This window comes from Blastococcus sp. PRF04-17, assembly GCF_023016265.1.
GTDB lineage: Bacteria > Actinomycetota > Actinomycetes > Mycobacteriales > Geodermatophilaceae > Blastococcus_B.
On sequence record NZ_CP095412.1, the window covers coordinates 4,280,280 to 4,296,404 of the forward strand.

At 73.5% G+C, this 16,125-nt stretch carries 20 protein-coding genes; 18 read left to right on the forward strand and 2 right to left on the reverse strand.

What is annotated here, in order from left to right; genetic code table 11:
* Positions 1-114 precede the first annotated feature (114 nt).
* The 18 genes from MVA48_RS21775 to whiG all read left to right on the forward strand — a co-directional run bounded on the left by MVA48_RS21775 (position 115) and on the right by whiG (position 14,684).
* Positions 115-1,863: a proline--tRNA ligase gene (locus MVA48_RS21775; RefSeq protein WP_246983574.1), complete on the forward strand. Its 1,749-nt coding sequence runs from the start codon at positions 115-117 to the stop codon at positions 1,861-1,863.
* A gap of 215 nt (positions 1,864-2,078) precedes the next feature.
* A complete protein-coding gene (rpsP, locus tag MVA48_RS21780) occupies positions 2,079-2,564 on the forward strand; it encodes a 30S ribosomal protein S16 (protein ID WP_246983576.1) in 486 nt (161 codons plus the stop codon).
* Between the two features lie 3 nt (positions 2,565-2,567).
* Positions 2,568-2,804 (forward strand): RNA-binding protein, encoded by a 237-nt coding sequence (locus MVA48_RS21785; RefSeq protein WP_135159744.1) that lies wholly within the window; start codon positions 2,568-2,570, stop codon positions 2,802-2,804.
* A gap of 12 nt (positions 2,805-2,816) precedes the next feature.
* On the forward strand, positions 2,817-3,350 hold the full coding sequence (gene rimM / locus MVA48_RS21790; RefSeq protein ID WP_246983578.1) for a ribosome maturation factor RimM: 534 nt from the start codon (positions 2,817-2,819) through the stop codon (positions 3,348-3,350).
* Positions 3,347-4,090: a tRNA (guanosine(37)-N1)-methyltransferase TrmD gene (gene trmD, locus MVA48_RS21795; protein WP_246983587.1), complete on the forward strand. Its 744-nt coding sequence runs from the start codon at positions 3,347-3,349 to the stop codon at positions 4,088-4,090. Before rimM ends, trmD begins: the two co-directional genes overlap by 4 nt.
* The gene (locus MVA48_RS21800; protein ID WP_246983588.1) at positions 4,083-4,583 is read left to right on the forward strand and encodes an NUDIX hydrolase; all 501 of its coding nucleotides are present in this window, start codon (positions 4,083-4,085) and stop codon (positions 4,581-4,583) included. The genes trmD and MVA48_RS21800 overlap by 8 nt, the downstream gene beginning before the upstream one ends.
* 150 nt (positions 4,584-4,733) lie before the next feature.
* On the forward strand, positions 4,734-5,090 hold the full coding sequence (gene rplS, locus MVA48_RS21805; protein WP_246983591.1) for a 50S ribosomal protein L19: 357 nt from the start codon (positions 4,734-4,736) through the stop codon (positions 5,088-5,090).
* Positions 5,091-5,157: 67 nt separating this feature from the next.
* The gene (gene lepB, locus MVA48_RS21810; RefSeq protein WP_246983593.1) at positions 5,158-6,090 is read left to right on the forward strand and encodes a signal peptidase I; all 933 of its coding nucleotides are present in this window, start codon (positions 5,158-5,160) and stop codon (positions 6,088-6,090) included.
* Positions 6,091-6,345: 255 nt separating this feature from the next.
* Complete coding sequence (locus tag MVA48_RS21815) at positions 6,346-7,032, forward strand: LuxR C-terminal-related transcriptional regulator (protein WP_246983595.1); 687 nt, start codon at positions 6,346-6,348, stop codon at positions 7,030-7,032.
* A gap of 121 nt (positions 7,033-7,153) precedes the next feature.
* On the forward strand, positions 7,154-7,996 hold the full coding sequence (locus MVA48_RS21820) for a ribonuclease HII (protein ID WP_246983597.1): 843 nt from the start codon (positions 7,154-7,156) through the stop codon (positions 7,994-7,996).
* Complete coding sequence (locus MVA48_RS21825) at positions 7,993-8,313, forward strand: DUF2469 domain-containing protein (protein ID WP_246983599.1); 321 nt, start codon at positions 7,993-7,995, stop codon at positions 8,311-8,313. Before MVA48_RS21820 ends, MVA48_RS21825 begins: the two co-directional genes overlap by 4 nt.
* 159 nt (positions 8,314-8,472) lie before the next feature.
* Entirely contained in the window at positions 8,473-9,165 is a 693-nt protein-coding gene (locus MVA48_RS21830) for a calcium-binding protein (protein WP_246983602.1), read from the forward strand.
* A 109-nt stretch (positions 9,166-9,274) separates the two neighbouring features.
* Positions 9,275-9,634 carry a YraN family protein gene (locus MVA48_RS21835; RefSeq protein ID WP_246983604.1) on the forward strand — a complete coding sequence of 120 codons (360 nt, stop codon included), beginning with the start codon at positions 9,275-9,277 and terminating at the stop codon, positions 9,632-9,634.
* Positions 9,631-11,151: a YifB family Mg chelatase-like AAA ATPase gene (locus MVA48_RS21840; RefSeq protein ID WP_246983606.1), complete on the forward strand. Its 1,521-nt coding sequence runs from the start codon at positions 9,631-9,633 to the stop codon at positions 11,149-11,151. Before MVA48_RS21835 ends, MVA48_RS21840 begins: the two co-directional genes overlap by 4 nt.
* A gap of 69 nt (positions 11,152-11,220) precedes the next feature.
* Complete coding sequence (locus MVA48_RS21845; RefSeq protein WP_246983608.1) at positions 11,221-11,505, forward strand: hypothetical protein; 285 nt, start codon at positions 11,221-11,223, stop codon at positions 11,503-11,505.
* A 52-nt stretch (positions 11,506-11,557) separates the two neighbouring features.
* Positions 11,558-12,814, forward strand: coding sequence for a DNA-processing protein DprA (dprA, locus tag MVA48_RS21850; protein ID WP_246983611.1), 1,257 nt, complete (start codon positions 11,558-11,560; stop codon positions 12,812-12,814).
* Positions 12,815-12,845: 31 nt separating this feature from the next.
* Positions 12,846-13,781: a tyrosine recombinase XerC gene (locus MVA48_RS21855; protein ID WP_246983613.1), complete on the forward strand. Its 936-nt coding sequence runs from the start codon at positions 12,846-12,848 to the stop codon at positions 13,779-13,781.
* A 90-nt stretch (positions 13,782-13,871) separates the two neighbouring features.
* Entirely contained in the window at positions 13,872-14,684 is an 813-nt protein-coding gene (gene whiG, locus MVA48_RS21860) for an RNA polymerase sigma factor WhiG (protein ID WP_246983615.1), read from the forward strand.
* Positions 14,685-14,824: 140 nt separating this feature from the next.
* Here whiG and MVA48_RS21865 read toward each other — a convergent pair whose 3' ends face one another.
* Both MVA48_RS21865 and MVA48_RS21870 read right to left on the reverse strand, forming a co-directional pair.
* The gene (locus MVA48_RS21865) at positions 14,825-15,217 is read right to left on the reverse strand and encodes a GntR family transcriptional regulator (protein WP_246983617.1); all 393 of its coding nucleotides are present in this window, start codon (positions 15,215-15,217) and stop codon (positions 14,825-14,827) included.
* Positions 15,214-16,104 carry a hypothetical protein gene (locus tag MVA48_RS21870; protein ID WP_246983619.1) on the reverse strand — a complete coding sequence of 297 codons (891 nt, stop codon included), beginning with the start codon at positions 16,102-16,104 and terminating at the stop codon, positions 15,214-15,216. The genes MVA48_RS21865 and MVA48_RS21870 overlap by 4 nt, the downstream gene beginning before the upstream one ends.
* Between the last annotated feature and the right edge of the window lie 21 nt (positions 16,105-16,125).

Here is a 16,125-nt window from a genome sequence, read left to right on the forward strand (position 1 = left end):
GACGACTCGGGTGGGCACTCGGGTGGGGACGACGACAACAGCGGGTCGGGGTCCGGCTCGGACGACTGACGCCCGGCGCGGGAACTCGCTCGCGCCGCCTGGGAGACTGCCTCCGTGTTGTTGCGGATGTCCTCCCTGTTCCTGCGCACCCTGCGCGACGACCCGGCCGACGCCGAGGTGCCCAGCCACCGGCTGCTGGTCCGCGCCGGCTACATCCGGCGGGCCGCCCCGGGCGGCTTCAGCTGGCTCCCGCTGGGCTTCCGGGTGTTCCGGAACGTGGAGCGGATCATCCGCGAGGAGATGGACGCGATGGGCGCCCAGGAGGTCCACTTCCCGGCGCTGCTGCCCCGCGAGCCCTACGAGGCGACCAACCGCTGGACCGAGTACGGGCCCAACCTGTTCCGGCTGAAGGACCGCCGGGGCAACGACTTCCTCCTCGGCCCCACGCACGAGGAGATGTTCACGCTCCTGGTGAAGGACCTGTACTCGTCGTACAAGGACCTGCCGCTCTCCCTGTACCAGATCCAGACCAAGTTCCGCGACGAGGCGCGGCCCCGCGCCGGGCTGTTCCGCGGCCGCGAGTTCACGATGAAGGACAGCTACTCCTTCGACGTCGACGACGCCGGACTGGACAAGTCCTACGCCGCACACCGCGACGCCTACATCAACGTCTTCGACCGCCTCGGGCTCGAGTACGTGATCGTCTCGGCGATGTCGGGCGCGATGGGCGGCTCGAAGAGCGAGGAGTTCCTGCACCCGACGCCGATCGGCGAGGACACCTTCGTCCGCTCGCCCGGGGGCTACGCGGCCAACGTCGAAGCCGTCACCACCGTCGCGCCCGACCCGGTGCCCATCGAGGGCCTGCCCGAGGCGCACGTCGAGGACACCCCGGACACGCCGACCATCGAGACGCTCGTGGCGGTGGCCAGGCAGCTCTTCCCGGACGCCGGCTACACGGCGGCCGACACCCTCAAGAACGTCGTCGTCACGCTGGTGCACCCCGACGGCACCCGCGAGCCGCTGGTCGTGGGCATCCCGGGCAACCGCGAGGTCGACGCGAAGCGGCTGGAGGCGCAGGTCGCGCCCGCCGAGGTGGAGCCGTTCACCGATTTCGACAAGCACCCCGTGCTGGTCAAGGGCTACATCGGCCCGCAGGTCCTGGGCAGCGGGAGCGACTCGAAGATCCGCTACCTCGTCGACCCCCGCGTCGTGCGGGGCAGCCGGTGGGTCACCGGCGCGAACGAGCCGGGCAGGCACGTGTTCGACCTGGTGGCCGGCCGCGACTTCACCTGGGACGGCGTCATCGAGGCCGCCGAGGTGCTGCCCGGCGACCCGGCGCCGGACGGCTCGGGTCCGCTCGAGCTGGCCCGCGGCGTGGAGCTGGGTCACATCTTCCAGCTGGGCCGCAAGTACGCCGAGGCCCTCGGGCTGGAGGTGCTCGACGAGAACGGCAAGCTGGTCACCGTCACGATGGGGTCCTACGGCATCGGGGTGTCCCGGGCGGTCGCGGCGATCGCCGAGTCGACCCACGACGCCCTCGGCCTGGTGTGGCCCCGCGAGGTCGCCCCGGCCGACGTCCACGTGGTGGCGACCGGCAAGGACGCCGCCGTCTTCGAGGCCGCCGAGTCCCTCGCCGCCGAGCTGGTGGCGGCGGGGCTGGACGTGCTGCTCGACGACCGGCCGAAGGTCTCGCCCGGCGTGAAGTTCAAGGACGCCGAACTGCTCGGCATGCCGACGATCGTCACGGTCGGGCGCGGCCTCGCCGAGGGCGTGATCGAGCTGCGCGACCGGCGCACCGACGAGCGCGAGTCGGTTCCGGTCGCCGAGGCCGTAGCTCGAGTCCGAGCGGTCGTCGGCACGTAGAAGGACCCCGTCCTCCTCATGCCTCGCACGTTCGGCACGAGCCTCCGGACGGGGCCGACGGCGCTGACGCGCCTTCTGGCACAATGAGCGGTCGAACACGACGGGGGCGGCCCTCTCACCGTTTCCGGGCGTGTCCCTGGCTCCGCCCCGGCGTACCCCCACACGTCGCTCCGGCGAGCAACCGATGAACGCGTACGAGGAGTACACCACCCACCGTGGCAACCAAGATCAAGCTCATGCGCCTGGGCAAGATGCGCGCGCCGTACTACCGCATCGTCGTCGCCGACTCCCGCACCAAGCGGGACGGGCGCTCGATCGAGACGATCGGCAAGTACCACCCCAAGGAGGATCCCTCGTTCATCGAGGTCGACTCCGAGCGGGCGCAGTACTGGCTCGGCGTGGGCGCCCAGCCCACCGAGGCCGTCGCCGCGATCCTGCGGGTGACCGGTGACTGGCAGAAGTTCAAGGGCGAGCCCGCCCCGGCGCCGATGAAGGTCGCCGAGCCCAAGCCGGACAAGAAGGCCCTGTACGAGGCCGCCGTCCGCGCCGGCATGGACGAGCCGACCACCGAGGCCACCACCGCCAAGAAGAAGGCCGCCCCGAAGAAGGCCGCCGCCGAGGCGCCGGCCGCCGACGAGGCCGCCGCCGAGGCGCCCGCAGCCGAGGCCGCCGAGGCCCCGGCCGAGACGCCCGCCGAGTAAGACGTGCTCGAAGAGGCGCTGGAGCACCTGGTCAAGGGCATCGTCGACCACCCCGAAGAGGTGACCGTCGACCTGCTCACCAACCGACGCGGCAAGACCCTCGAGATCCGGGTGCACCCCGACGACCTCGGCAAGGTCATCGGCCGCGGCGGGCGCACCGCCAAGGCGCTGCGCCAGGTCATGACCGGCGTCGGCGGACGCGGCCTCCGGGTCGACGTCGTCGACACCGACGGGCGCTGAACGCCGGGTTCTTTGAGCTCCCCGCACGACAACCCCATCGACACCGTGGTGGTCGGCCGCATCGGCCGGCCCCACGGTGTCCGTGGTGAGGTGACCGTCGAGGTCCGCACCGACGACCCCGACCTCCGCTTCGTGCCCGGCGCGGTGTTCCGGACCGACCCGCCCGCCCGCGGGCCGATCACCGTCACCCGCGTGCACTGGCACGGCACCACGCTGCTGCTCGGCCTCGAGGGCGTCGACAGCCGCGAGGCGGCCGAGGCCGTCCGCAACACCGAACTCCTGGTCGAGGTCGCCGACCTCCCCGAGCTCGAGGACCCCGAGTCCTACTACGACCACCAGCTGGTCGGCCTGAGCGCCCGGCTGCCCGACGGCAGGGTGCTCGGGGAGGTCACCGGCGTACGCCACGAGGCGCAGGACCTGCTCGTCGTCCGTCGCAGCGAGGGCGGCGACGCCCTGATCCCGTTCGTCGCCGCCATCGTGCCGACCGTGGACCTCGACGGTGGCTTCCTGGTGGTCGACCCGCCCGAAGGACTCCTGGAGCTGTGAGCTTCCGGATCGACCCTTACAGGATCGACATAGTCACGATCTTCCCCGAGTACCTGGCGCCCCTGGGTCAGTCGCTGCTCGGCAAGGCCGCGGAGAAGGGCCTGGTCGAGGTTGCCGTCCACGACCTGCGACAGTGGACCGACGACGTGCACCGCACGGTGGACGACGCCCCGTACGGCGGCGGCGCCGGCATGGTGATGAAGCCCGAACCGTGGGGCCGCGCGCTGGACGCCGTCCGCCCGCCCGGCACGCGGCTGGTCGTGCCCACGCCGGCCGGGGAGCCGTTCACGCAGCGCGTCGCGGCGGCGTGGGCGGAGGAGCCGGGGCTGGTCTTCGCCTGCGGCCGCTACGAGGGCATCGACCAGCGCGTCGCGGACTGGGCCGCCGAGGCCGGGCCGGTGTCGGAGGTCTCCCTGGGCGACTACGTGCTGGCCGGCGGCGAATCGGCCGTGCTGGTGATGGTCGAGGCCGTGACCCGGCTCCTGCCGGGCGTGGTCGGCAACCAGGAGTCGGTCGAGTTCGACTCGCACGCCGACGGGCTGCTCGAAGGACCGTCGTACACCCGGCCGGCGTCATGGCGCGGGCACGACGTCCCCCCGGTGCTGTTGTCGGGCGACCACGCCGCGATCGCCCGGTGGCGCCGTGCCGAGTCGCTGCGCCGGACCGCCGAACGTCGTCCGGACCTGCTGGACGCGACTCCGCTGACCGACGCCGACCGCGCGCTGCTCGACGGTGACTGACCGGCCCTGGGTCCGTCCTGCTGCGCGGGTCGTCGTCCTCGATCCCGGCGGCCGGGTCCTGCTGCTCGGCGCCCGGCTCACCGGTCCGACGGCCACCCCGCGCGAGGTCCTGTTCTGGTACACCCCCGGCGGGGGCGTGGAGGACGGCGAGACGCTGCGCGAGGCCGCCGTCCGGGAGCTGGTGGAGGAGATCGGGCTCGTCGTCCCCGGCCGGCTGCTGGAGGGCCCCGTGTGGTTCCGCCGGCACCTCTCACCCTGGGGTGAGCGGACGATCGACGCCAGAGAGACCTACTTCGTGCTCCGCGACGTGGTGCACCGGGTCGACATGAGCCGGCAGACCGAGCTGGAGGCCTACGAGGACCAGCCGCACCGCTGGTGGAGCGTCGCGGAGATCGCCGCGAGCGGGGAGACGTTCGCCCCGCGCGAGCTGGCCGGGGTCCTGCCGCAGCTGCTCACGGGCCCGTGGTCGGGGCCGCCGCGCATCGTCTCCTGAAGATGTGGCACAGTAGAGAGCTGCCACTGACCGTCGGGACGCTCCGACGGGGGCTCCGGAACGGGAGCCGTGGCTCCCCGGAACGGACGGCCGGGGCGTACCGCTGTCCGCACCGCGACTTGTGAACTGCTGAGACTGAGGACTGCCGAGATGAACACCCTGGACGCACTCGACGCCGACTCGTTGCGCGCCGACATCCCCGAGTTCCGCCCCGGGGACACCGTCAAGGTCCACGTGCGCGTGGTCGAGGGCAACCGCTCCCGCATCCAGGTCTTCCAGGGTGTGGTCATCCGTCGTCAGGGCGGCGGCATCCGCGAGACCTTCACCGTCCGCAAGGTGAGCTTCGGCGTGGGCGTCGAGCGCACCTTCCCCGTGCACACCCCGGTGGTGGAGAAGATCGAGGTCGTTACCCGCGGTGACGTCCGCCGGGCGAAGCTGTACTACCTCCGCGAGCTGCGCGGCAAGGCCGCCAAGATCAAGGAGAAGCGCGAGACCGTCTCTCGCTGACACGCTTCCCGGCCGGCCGCGACCGGCTGAACCGCGGCGGGTTCCCCGCGCCGTAGGCTGGCTCCCGATGAGCAGCCAACGGCCCGGGGGGCCCGCCGACGTCGTTCCCGGGGACGATGACGACAAGCCGACGACCGCACCCGTCCCCGCGCGGAGCGCCGCCGGTGGACGCGCGGCCCGCCGGAGGGCCAAGCAGGCCCGGAAGGGCTCGCTGCTGCGCGAGCTTCCCGTCCTCCTGCTGATCGCCTTCGTGCTCGCGCTGGTCGTCAAGACGTTCTTCGTGCAGGCCTTCTTCATCCCCTCGGGGTCGATGGAGCAGACGCTGCACGGCTGCACCGGCTGCACGGGTGACCGCGTCCTCGTCAACAAGGTGCCGTACTGGTTCGGTGAACCGGAGCCGGGCGAGATCGTCGTCTTCAAGGGGCCGGACACCTGGACCCCGGAGGTGAACGTGGAGGAGCCGTCCAACTGGTTCTCCGGCGCGCTGCTGTGGCTCGGCCGGGCCGTCGGCGTGGCACCGCCCAGCGAGGACGACTTCGTCAAGCGCGTGATCGCGACCGAGGGGCAGACCGTGGCCTGCTGCGACCCCGAGGGCCGGGTCACGGTCGACGACGTCCCGCTCGACGAGCCCTACATCTTCGAGAACACCCCGCTGGAGTCGCGGGGCTTCGGCCCGGTGACGGTGCCGGAGGACCGGCTGTGGGTCATGGGTGACCACCGATCGGCCTCGGCCGACTCGAAGGCGCACCTGGGCGACCAGTACAGCGGCACCATCGGTGTGGACGACGTCATCGGCAAGGCCGCGGTCATCGTGTGGCCGGTCAGCCGTTTCGGCCTGCTCGATTCGCCCGACATCCAGGGCACCGAGGCCAGCGGGGTGGGGGCGCCCGCGCCGTCCTCGCCTGTGGCGCCGGCGCTCGTCGCGCCGTACGCGATCGGTCTGCTGGGCGCCGCGCCCATCTCGGCCTGGCGGCTCCGGCGGCGCTCCCGCCACCGCTGACGCATTCCTCCGCTCCCGGATGCGCCCGTCGACCAGGGCGTTGGTCCCACTCGACCGCCCGGCGTGCTTTACGTGTGTTGCGGATGGGATCAGCAGATGTGTATTGCGGGCGCACCGATAGCAATCGCAAGAATGCTGGAAAAGTATTCAAGTAACCGTTTCACCCTTCCGATGGAGACATTGCAAGTTCCCGGAGATGAAACGGAGTCAGTTGTGTCTGCACCCATGGCGAGCAATGCCCGCGGGGTCACCCGCGTGCTTCTCCTCGCTGACGCGCCCGTCCTGCGTCGCGGCCTGGTCAGCATGATCAACGAGACGGCCGGCATGCAGTCGGTGGGTACGCCCGGCGAACTGCGCCGCGCCCTCACGCTGGTCGAGTCGGCCCGCCCCGACGCGGTCGTCGTCGAGCTCGGCTCCGGCCGCGCCGCGACCCTCAACGCCTGCCGCGACCTGCGGCGCCGTTTCCCCCGCGTCGCGATCGTCGCGCTGGCCACCTCCGAAGACCCGGCCGTCGTGAACGAGGCGCTCGCGGCCGGTGTGCGCGGCTACCTCATGATCAACACCTCGCCGACCCTGCTCGGCTGGGCGATCCTGGCCGCGCGCGCCGGTCGCACCGTGGTCGACCCGCAGATCCGCCGGGTGGAGCCCTCGGCGGTGCCGGCGGCCAAGCCGTTCACGCCGGAGGTGCCGCTGACCCGGCGCGAGTCCGACGTGCTCGACGAGCTCCTGCAGGGACAGTCCAACCGGCAGATCGGCCGCAACCTGTTCATCAGCGAGGACACCGTGAAGTCCCACGTCAAGGCGATCCTGCGCAAGCTCGGTGCCCGCGACCGGGCGCACGCGGTCTCGCTGGTGCTGTCGAACCGGCAGCCGGGCTGCACCTGCGGCCACGCGGCCGCCGCCGAGATGGTCCCGGCTGAGGCCGTCGACGCCGACCTCTGATCCACCGCATCCCGCTCCGGCACCCCGGGCCGGCCTCCCTCGCGGAGGCCGGCCCGAGTGCTCTCCGCGGTCCGGGTGTCCGTCGCGGGGGGCGCCCGGCGGCGTCGTAGGGTCGTGCGCGATGGCAGTGCGAACCACTCACCCGGCCTCCAGCCCGGCCGTGCGCGCCCGGCGGACGATCGTCGACCGCCCCGACCGCACAGACCGCCCGGAGGCGCTCTGGGACATGGAGCTCAAGCTGCGTCGCCGGGGTTTCTCGGCCGTCGCGGGCGCCGACGAGGCCGGTCGGGGTGCCTGCGCCGGACCGCTCGTCGCCGCCGCCTGCGTCCTGCCGCCGGGACGGCGGGGACGTGTGCCCGGGCTGGCGGACTCCAAGCTGCTGACCGCCGCAGCCCGGGAGCGGGTGTACGAGGAGGTCGTCGACCGCGCCGTCGCCTGGTCCGTGGTGGTCATGCCGGTGGCGGATCTCGACGCCCGAGGCATGCACGTGACCAACATCGAGGCGCTGCGCCGCGCGGTGTGGAACCTCGACCCAGCTCCTGACTACGTGCTCACCGACGGCTTCCCGGTGGCCGGGCTCGCCCGGCCGGGGCTGGCGGTCTGGAAGGGCGACCGAGTGGCGGCCTGCGTCGCGGCGGCGTCGGTGCTGGCCAAGGTGACGCGGGACCGCATCATGGTCGAGCTGCACGAGAAGTGGCCGGAGTACGACTTCGCCGGACACAAGGGCTACATCACCGACGTCCACGCCGCCGCCCTGGAGCGGCACGGGCCGTGCCCGGAGCACCGGATGCGCTTCGTCAACGTGCGCAGCGCCCGCGATGCGCACGCGGCCAAGGGAGCCGAGGTCACGGCGGCGCTCGGGATGGTCGATGATGGGCGCATGTCCGATGTGCTGGTCCCTGAGCTGGAAGAGCGACGGTGGTCGCCGCAGGCGTCCAGTTCCCCTGCGGAGCAGCGTCGATGAGCACCGAGGACCTCGAGAAGTACGAGACCGAGATGGAGCTGCAGCTCTATCGCGAGTACCGCGACATCGTCCGGCAGTTCACCTACGTGGTGGAGACCGAGCGCCGCTTCTACCTCGCCAACTCCGTCGACCTGCAGGTGCGCGAGGCCGGGGGCGAGGTGTACTTCGAGCTGAAGCTCTCCGACGCGTGGGTCTGGGACATGTACCGGCCGGCGCGGTTCGTGCGCAACGTGCGCGTGCTGACGTTCAAGGACGTCAACGTCGAGGAGCTGGACAAGCCCGACCTCGAGCTGCCGGACAACCCCCGCATCTCCTGACATCCCGGGCCCAGTGCGTTCCGGTACGAGCCGGACGCGGACGGTGGCAAACCGCCCGAGGGCGCCGCGGAAGCTCGCCCCTGAGTCCGGGCCCTCTGTCAGGCCCGGCTCCCCCTGTCTAGCCTCCCGGCTCCGGGAAGTACTCGAGGGGGAGACGCCATGCGTGCGACGAAGGTCTTGCTCGGCCTGTCGGTCCTGGTCGTTCCGGTGCTGTCCGCCGTACCGGCGGCCGCGGCACCGCCGGTCCTGCCGCAGGACTGCGCCGTTCCGCCGTTCATCGATCTGACCCAGTTCAACGTCGTCATCGGTACCGATCGTTCCGATGTGCTGACCGGAACGAGTGGACCGGACTTCTTCTGCGGCCGGCTGGGCAACGACGTGATCTACGCGAGGGCCGGCAACGACCTCGTCCTCGCCGACACGACGACCTTCTTCGGCAACGTCAACGCCGCGGGTGGCAACGACATCGTCCACGCAGGTCCGGGGGATGACGAGGTGCTTCCTGGCCCCGGCAACGACATCGTGTACGGGGAGGCCGGCGATGACTTCCTGGCGCTCGCCGTGGGTGACGACCGTGGATTCGGTGGACCGGGCGAGGACGGCATCCAGGGTGGCTTCGGGCGGGACGTGATCGACGCCGGTCCGGGGAACGACTTCGCCGCGGGTGGCTTCGGTGCCGACGTGGTGCAGGGCGGGCCGGGTGACGACGCGCTGTTCGGTGAGATTCCCCCCGACTCGCCGCCGCCGCCGCCCGGTGTGCCGCTGCCGGGGCCGGCTCGGGACATCTGCGAGGGTGGGCCGGGGTTCGACCTCGGGCTGGACTGCGACGTGAGCACGTCGATCGAGGCGTGACCGGGTCGCCCTCGCAGTGCACGGCCGCGCCCCGTCCACAGGGCCGGGCTGCGTCCACAGTTGGCAGGGGCCCATAGGCGTGCAGCCTTGACGGGCCGACCGTGGAGACGTGCCCACCACAGCTGAGCTCGGCTCCCACGGCGAGGACCTCGCCGTCACCTACCTGACCGACGAGGGCCTGACCGTCCTCGACCGCAACTGGCGGTGTCGCGAGGGCGAGCTGGACGTCGTCGCCCGAGACCGCACCACGCTGGTGTTCTGCGAGGTGAAGACCCGGCGTGGCACCGGCTACGGGGACCCGGTCGAGGCGGTGACCTACGCCAAGCAGCGCCGGCTCCGGGTCCTCGCGCAGCGATGGCTCGCGGCGCACGACGAGCACGCGCCCGAGGTGCGCTTCGACGTGATCGGCATCGTGCTGCGAGCCGACGGGCTGGCGAAGGTGACCCACCTCCCCGGGGCCTTCTCGTGACGCTCGGCCGCACCTGGTCGGTCGGCCTCGTCGGCGTGCGCGGCGCGATGGTCGAGGTGGAGGTGGACATCTCCAACGGGCTGCCCGGGGTGACCCTGGTCGGCCTGCCCGACGCGGTCGTGCGCCAGTCGGTGGACCGGGTCCGCTCGGCCGTCGTCAATGCCGGCGCGGAGTTCCCCAACCGGCGGATCACGATCGGTCTGTCCCCGGCGTCGATGCCCAAGCAGGGGAGCGGCTTCGACCTCGCGCTGGCCGCGGCGGTGCTGGCGGCGGCGGACACGGTTCCGGGATCCTCGGTGGACCGGCTCGTGCTGCTCGGGGAACTCGGTCTGGACGGGTCGGTGCGCAGCATCCGAGGGGTGCTGCCGGCGGCGCTGGCGGCCGCGCGCGCCGGCCATCGGCAGGTCGTCGTGCCCCGGGTGAACGCCGACGAGGCGGCACTGGTCGACGGGATCGAGGTCCTCCCCGCCGCGACCGTGCGGGAGGTGATCGAGCACCTCACCGGTCGTGCCCGTCTTCCGGTGCATACGCGTGGGGCGGTGCCGCCGCAGCCCCCAGGGCCCGACCTCCGTGACGTCGTCGGCCAGGCCTCGGGACGGCGGGCGGTCGAGGTGGCCGCGGCCGGTGGTCACCACCTCTTCCTGAGCGGCCCGCCAGGGGCCGGCAAGACGATGCTCGCCGAGCGCCTGCCCGGTCTGCTTCCGTCCCTGGACCGGGAGGCGGCGCTGGAGGTCACCGCCATCCACTCGATCGCCGGCACCCTCCCCGGCGGCGCGCCGCTGGTGAGCCGGCCTCCGTTCGAGGCGCCGCACCACTCGGCGTCGATGGCGGCGCTGATCGGTGGCGGCTCCGGCCAGATCCGGCCGGGAGCGCTGTGCCGCGCCCACCGCGGGGTCCTCTTCCTGGACGAGGCGCCCGAGTTCCCCCGCGCGGTGCTCGACACGCTGCGCCAGCCGCTCGAGCGGGGGTCGGTGACGATCTCGCGGGCCGCCGGGACGGTCGCGTTCCCCTGCCGGGCGCAGCTGGTGCTGGCCGCGAACCCGTGCCCGTGCGCCTCCGCCGCGGGGGACACCGCGTGCACCTGCAGCCCGCTCGAGCGGCGCCGCTACCGGTCACGGCTCTCGGGTCCGCTGCTCGACCGCATCGACCTGCGTATCGACCTGCCGCCGGTGCCTCGGGCGGAGTGGCTGCACGGTCTGGCCGAACCCGAGTCGACGGAGGACGTGGCGCGCCGCGTCCAGATCGCGCGCGCGGCGGCGCAGGAGCGGTTCGCGGGCACCGGGCTGGCGGTCAACAGCCAGGTGCCCGGTCGGTTGCTCCGCGAGCGCTGGCCGGTGCCGCGGGCGTCGCTGCGGCTGGCGGAGCGGGCGCTGGAACGCGGCGCCCTGTCGGCGCGCGGCTTCGACCGCGTGCTGCGGGTCGCCTGGACGCTGGCCGATCTCGCCGGACGGACCTCCCCGGGCGCCGACGAGGTCGCCGAAGCGTTGGGCATGCGCCTGCAGCGGGTGGCGGCATGACGCCCCGACGGTGGATCCTGACCCCGCGCTCTGGCGGTCTGCCGGCGCCTTCGCCGAAGATGACCGGTCATGACCCGGACGCACAGCCACGTGTATGTCGTCGCCTTCGCCGGGTGGGTGTTGAGCTGGGTGGTCGCCGGCGTGCTCCCCACCACGAGCGATGGCGTGATCGTCGCGCTGGTGACCATGGTCGTCTGCAACACGGTTCTCTTCGGGCTGGCCTGGCTGCGCGTGCAGCGCGGGGATGCCTGGAGGGACGCGGAGGGTGCGCTCTTCCCCGTGATGGCGGAGTTCCTGTTGATGGGGTTCGGTCTCCGGCTCCCCGCGGCGCTGCGAGCTCTGCGCACCGCCTGACGTCGCGCCGCCGTCCGGCCGTCGCCGGCATGCGTCGGCAGGGGGCCTCGGCATGACGCTCGACGAGGACCTCGAGGACGCCGCTGTCGCGGGGCCGGGTCATCCCGGCCTGCGGCGGGCGCGTGCGTGGCTGAGCCGGGCGTGCGAGCCGGGCACGATCGACTTCTGGCGGTACGTCGACGGGCTGGGCCCGGTCGAGGCCGTCCGCCGGCTGCGCGCCGGTCGTGCTCCCGAGCGGTTGCGAGCGCTCGTGGGTGCGCGGGCCGGCACGGACCACAGCCTCGAGGATCTGCGACGTGCCGAGCGCTGCGGCGCCCGGCTGGTGGTGCCCGAGGACGACGAGTGGCCCGCCTTCCCGCTGCACGCGCTGACCCTCGCCACCGCGGAGGAACCCGACGACCACCGCCATCAGTCGCAACGCACGTCGGCGCTGGTGCCGCCCGTGGCGCTGTGGGTGCGGGGCGGACCGCGTCTGGACGAGCTGGTCGACCGGTCGGTGGCGATAGTCGGCTCTCGGGCGTCGAGCGCCTACGGCGAGCACGTCGCCGCGGAGCTCGGCCACCAGCTGGGGGAGCGGGGCTGGACCGTGGTGTCGGGAGGGGCGTACGGCATCGACGCGGCCGCGCACCGCGGCGCCCTGGCGGCGGAGGCGCCGACCGTCGCCGTCCTGGCGTGTGGCGTTGACCGTCCCTATCCCGCCGGCAACGGAGCACTGCTCAACCGCGTCGCCGACGCCGGCCTGCTGGTCAGCGAGTGGCCGCCCGGGGCCGCCCCGCACCAGCACCGGTTCCTGGTGCGCAACCGGCTGATCGCCGGACTCACCCGCGGCACCGTGATCGTCGAGGCGGCGGCCCGCTCGGGCGCGACGGCGACGGCCAAGCGGGCGGCGAAGCTGGGCAGACGGGTCATGGTCGTCCCGGGCCCGGTGACGTCCGCGATGTCGGTGGGCTGCCACGAGCTGTTGCGTGAGGAGTCGGCGGACGGGCAGTCGGTCGCGCGGCTGGTCGCGTCGGCGGCGCACGTGCTCGAAGAGGTCGGCGCCGTGGGCGCGGATCTGGCCGAGCCCTCGCCCCGGCCCACCGGGCCCCGTGACGGACTCAGCGACCTCGCCGTCCGCGTCCTCGACGCCTGCCCCGTGCGCATCGGCGTCGGTCCCGAGCGGCTCGCCGCGGTAGCGGGGTGCGAGGTGCTCGAGGTGCTCCGCGTGCTTCCCGCGCTCGAGCTGGCCGAGCTCGTGCAGTGGACCGGCTCCGGCTGGCGGTTGGCGCCACCGCCGAAGGGAGGGGGCGGACGCGGCGCGGCGGCTTGACGGTCCGGGAGCGCCATCGGACGGTTCCCCGGTGACCGCCGGGACTCCAGAGGTGCGCGCCGTGCTGCCGCCTGCCCTGGCGGAGGCGCTGGACGGGTACGAGGCCCACCTGCGCACCCAGCGCGACCTGTCCCCGCACACCGTCCGTGGCTACGTCACGGACGCCGTCGGTCTGCTCGACCACCTCGCCCGCCGCGGCGGCACCCAGGTGCACGAGCTCGACCTCGGCGCGCTGCGCAGCTGGCTCGCGCAGGGACGCACGCGCGGGCACAGCCGGGCGACCACCGCCCGGCACGCGGCGAGCGCGCGCTCGTTCACCGCCTGGCTGCGCCGGGCCGGGCTCACGCCCGACGACGTCGGCCTGCGGCTGGTCAGCCCCAAGGCGCGGCGCACGCTGCCCGACGTCCTCGCCCCCGACCAGGCGAAGGCGGTGGTGGAGTCGGCGGCCGGCGCAGAGGAGCCGGTGGGGCTGCGCGACGGCGTCGTCCTCGAGCTGCTCTATGCCAGCGGCATCCGGGTCAGCGAGCTCGTCGGCCTCGACGTCGACGACGTCGACCGGAGCCGGCGCCTGCTGCGCGTGCTCGGGAAGGGTCGCAAGGAGCGCAGCGTCCCCTACGGCGTCCCCGCGGAGCAGGCGCTCGATGCCTGGCTGACACGTGGCCGGCCGGCCCTCGCCACGCCCGATTCCGGGCCGGCGTTGCTGCTGGGGGCCCGCGGCCGCCGGCTCGACCCCCGCGAGGTGCGGCGCACCGTGCACGCCGCGGTGGCCCGCACGCCCGGCGCGCCGGACCTCGGCCCGCACGGCCTGCGCCACTCCGCGGCCACCCACGTCCTGGAGGGCGGCGCGGACCTGCGCTCCGTCCAGGAGCTGCTCGGCCACGCTAGCCTCGCGACGACCCAGATCTACACGCACGTGACGGTCGAGCGGCTCCGTGCGGTCCATGCGCAAGCCCACCCCCGGGCCTGAGAGGCGGGTCAGGTGCTGAGAGGGTGACGGCTGTCGTGACGGGGCAGGACCAGCGAGCGAGAACGAGCACGAGCACCGAGGAGCGCGACCGTGCCTGAGGCCACCATCCACCGGCTGGACGAGTACGACGAGTCGCAGGAGGACGCCGACGCGCTGCTCGCGGAGCTGTGGAACGACTACGTCGCCAACCGGGACCCGGGTCTGCGTGACCGGCTGATCCTGCACTACGCGCCGCTGGTGAAGTATGTCGCCGGTCGGGTCGGCAGCGGCCTGCCCGCGCACGTCGAGCAGGCCGACCTCATCTCCTACGGCACGTTCGGGCTCATCGACGCCATCACCCGCTTCGAACCGACCCGCGAGGTCAAGTTCGAGAGCTACGCGATGGCCCGCATCCGGGGCGCGATCATCGACGAGCTCCGCAACACCGACTGGATCCCGCGCTCGGTGCGCATGAAGGCCCGGCAGTTCGAGCGCGCGGTCGCCGAGCTCGAGGGCCGGCTGCAGCGCACGCCGACCGACGAAGAGGTCGCGGCCGAGATGGACATGGACGTCGAGGAGGTCCGCAAGTTCCTCGGCCAGCTGTCCCTGGTCAACGTCGTCGCTCTCGACGAGCTGCTCACCGACGACGAGGGCGGCGGCGCCCCGCGCCTCGGCGACACCCTCCAGGACTCCAGCGCCCTCGACCCGCAGGCCATGGCCGAGCACGGTGAGGCCCGCCAGCTCCTGGCCCGCGCCGTCGAGCAGCTGCCCGAGCGCGAGAAGGTCGTCGTCAGCCTCTACTACTTCGAGGGCCTCACCCTGGCCGACATCGGCCGCGTCCTCGGCGTCACCGAGAGCCGCATCTGCCAGCTGCACACCAAGGCCGTCCTGCACCTGCGCACCAAGCTGGCCGACATCGCCTGAGCCGGGTGCGCCGCACGGCGCCCGGAGCAGGAGGTCCCCGCCGGCGGACCACCAGCAGGCGTCGAGGACGCGCGCCGCGCCCCGGCCGGGACCGACGACCGGCGCGCAGCCGCGGGGTCCGCGGCCACCATGGCCGCAGGCTAGTGGCGCGCGCTCGGCTGGCCGAGGGCAGCCGACAGCGCGGCGCGCACGTCGTCGTCATCGGCGCCGAGCAGGCGGGCCTGGCGGACGAAGGTCTCGGCGTGCTGGCGCAGGGTGCGGTCGCGGTCGACCGCCGAGTTCCTCGCGGCCAGCACCCGGGTGCCGCCGCCGCGTCGGGAGGCGACCAGCCCGGCCGCCTCCAGCTCGCGGTAGGCGCGGCCCACCGTGCCGACGGCGAGACCCAGATCGGCCGCGAGCTGTCGCAGCGGCGGCAGCCGGTCGCCCGGGGTCAGCACGCCGGCCCAAATGAGGTCGACGAACTGCCGGCGGAGCTGCTCGTAGGGCGGCGTGGGGTCGGTGGTGACCACCCGCACCGACGGCCGGGCGGTCACAGCGCCGCCGGTTCCCGCGGAGCGACGCCGGCGCGGGAGGGCGCCGGCGCGGTGAGCGCGACGACGCACCACAGGCTCAACGCGAGGACGGCCGGGACGAGGAGGCCGAGCGCGCCGGCCAGCACACGCCACGTGGGAGGAGCGCAGTCGAGGTTCGACAGCGCATGGGCGGCGAAGAAGCTCACGCCGGTCAGCGGTACCGCGACGAGCAGGCCGCAGCCGGCGACGACCGAGTCCGCCGCCTGGCGCCGCAGGGCGTCGTCGAGGCGGGCATCGTCGGCCGATCGGGGGCGGTGCACGATCCGTCGCAGGGCCAGCGCCGCCAGCACGAGGCCGGGTACGACGACCGCGACGAGCGGCAGCGCGTAGAAGGAGCCCGGCCAGGGCCCGACGGCCTCGGACACGAAGGCGCTGCACCGGCGAGCCAGCGCCCGCCCGGCCCGGCCCAGGTCGTCCGGCGAGCCCGCCGCCGTCGTGAGCGCCAGGACGACGGCGAGCAGGCCGGTCGCCGTTGCGACGGCCGCGGTCAGCCGGCGCGGGAGGTACTCACCCGCCCGGCGCACGGCCAGCCCGGCGGTACGGACGGTGTCCCGCGGTGCCGTCACCTGCAGCTCGCCGACGACGACACCGGCCAGCACGAGGAGCGCGCACAGCGGCGCGGCCAGCAGCGGGCCCCGGCCGAGCGGGTCGAACTGCATCGCGGTGATCCCGACCGCCGTGCCCGCGGTCAGGCCGGCGAGACGCCACAGCCGCGTCCTGCGGGCCGTGGCCCGCAACCATGCCGACACCGGTGCGCCGCGCAGCTCCTCGCCCGGCCTCCCGGCGCGCCGCGCGACGGCGACCGTCGCCCCGGCGAGGACGAGCAGCAGCAGGACGACGGCGCTCATGCCGGACTCCTTGTATCAAGT